At 70.3% G+C, this 2,269-nt stretch carries 1 protein-coding gene; it reads right to left on the minus strand.

Features of this window, described 5'->3' with window-relative positions:
• Positions 1 to 2,269: molybdopterin-dependent oxidoreductase (locus ACFQ87_RS43680; RefSeq protein WP_380616601.1), on the minus strand; the 2,269-nt coding region annotated here is incomplete at both ends.

Genomic DNA, 2,269 nt, shown 5'->3' on the forward strand with positions numbered 1-2,269 from the left:
GCGTGAAGCCGATGCCCTGGGCGACACCGCCCTCCACCTGTCCCCGGACCTGCGCGGGGTTGATGATGTCGCCGGCGTCGGTCGCCTGGACGCTGTAGAGGATGCGGATCTCGCCCGTCACCCGGTGGACGGCGATGCGGAAGCCCTGCGTGTTGGAGGCGACGCTCCGGGGGGAGCCGTAGGCCTTGCGGGCGGCGGTGAACCGGATTCCGCGCGCGCGGGCCAGGGCGACGAGCTCGGCCAACGACACCCGCCGGTCGCCGCACACGACGCCGTCGTCGTCCATCGAGCACATCACGACATGGACGCCCGTGTGAGCGGCGGCGAAGTCCAGGATCCGGTCGCGCACGGCGTTGGCCGCTCGAAGCACCGCGTTGCCCGCCACGAAGAGGCCCGCACTCGCGAAGGCGCCGGTGTCGAATCCCGTGCGGTCGGTGTCGGACTGCACCAGGCGGATCCGCGACGGCGTCGTGCCCAGCTGGTTGGCCGCGATCTGGACATGGGCGGTGGGGGTGCCCTGGCCGAACTCGACCGTTCCCACGGCCACCTCGTACCTCAGGTCGTCGCCGAGCGTGACCCAGGCCTCCGAGATGTGCTCGGTCGGGGGCGCGGTCTCGTGCAGGGAACTCGCCACGCCGACCCCGACGAGCCACCCGGGGCCGGGGGGCGGCTGATCGGCCGTACGGGCCAGAGCGTCGTCCACGAGGTCGATGCACTTCGCGAGCCCGTCCTCGGTGAACAGCAGGTCGTCGGGACCGTCGTCCAGGGCGACGAGCTGATCACCCGGTCGCACGATGTTGCGGCGCCGCAGTTCGAGCGGATCGAGGTGCAGGGCACGGGCCAGTTCGTCCATCGCCGACTCCACGGCGAACGCCGGCTGCGTCATCCCGTAACCGCGCAGCGCCCCGCTCGGAACGGTGTTCGTGTAGACGGCGAAGGCGTCGTACTTCTTGTTGGGACAGCGGTAGATCATGCCGGCCGCGCCACCCGCGTACAGCGTCTCGCCGCCGTGGTTGCCGTAGGCGCCCGTGTTCGACACGTTGCGGACCTGGAACGCCGTCAGCGTTCCGTCCGCCTTCGCGCCGAGCCTGACCGTCAACGTCATCGGATGCCGCGGCGAAGCCGTGGTGAACTCCTCCTCGCGGGTGTACTCGAAGCAGACGGGCCGCCCGGTGTCCAGGGTGGCGAGCGCGGCCAGATCCTCCGAGAACACCTCCTGTTTGCCGCCGAAGGCGCCGCCCACGCGCTTGCAGAACACGCGGAGCTGGTCCGGGCGCAGCGCGAACAGGTAGGCGAGTTTGACCTTCGCGATCGACGGCGACTGCGAACTGGTACGGACGTTCAGACGGCCGTCCTCCATCCAGGCGATCGAGCCGTGGGTTTCGAGATGCGCCTGCTGCACGCGCGGCGAGGAGTACGTGCCTTCGTGGATCACGTCGGCCTCGGCGAACCCCGCGTCGACATCGCCGATGTGCGCGTGGAGCTCCAGCAGGATGTTGCGCACGGGGTCGCGGACGAAGGGGTCGTGCGAGCCGTGCAGTTGCGGCGCCCCCTCGGCCATCGCCTCCTCGGGGTCGAAGACGGCCGGCAGCACCTCGTACTCGACGGCGACCCGCCGGCAGCCCTCCTCCGCCGCCCCGACCGTGTCGGCCAGGACCGCGACGACCCGCTGGCCGACGAAGCGGACCGTGTCGTCGAGGATGAAGGTGTCGTCCGGATCGACGAGATGGTCGGTGTGGATCGCCGTGGTGAAACGCCTGCGCGGCACGTCCTCCCAGGTGTAGACGCGTTGCACGCCGGGAACCGCGAGTGCGGCGGTCTTGTCGATCGAGACGATCCGGGCGTGCGCGTGCGGCGAGTGCAGCACCTTGAGGTGCAGCATGCCGTCGATGCGGGTGTCCATCGTGAACTCGGCACGGCCGGTGACCACGTCGTCGGCCGCCGGGGTACCGACGCTCGTCCCCACGGCCTTTCCCGGGGCGGCCGTCTCGACACCGACGACGCCCTTCACGGCGTCCTCGATCCCCCGGTAGCCGGTGCAGCGGCAGAGATTGCCCTTCAACGCCCGTGGCAGGTCCTCCTTCTGGGCCTCGGTGAACGTCGCCGAGGTCATGATCATCCCTGCGGTGCAGAAGCCGCACTGGAATCCCGGGGCGTCGCGGAACTGCCGCTGCACGGGATGCAGATCGCCGGGTGATCCGAGGCCCTCGATCGTCGTCACCTCACGACCGTCCGCGCGGAACGCGGGGGTGATGCAGCTGTGGATCGG

Source organism: Kitasatospora sp. NPDC056531 (assembly GCF_042794375.1).
Classification (GTDB): Bacteria; Actinomycetota; Actinomycetes; order Streptomycetales; family Streptomycetaceae; genus Kitasatospora.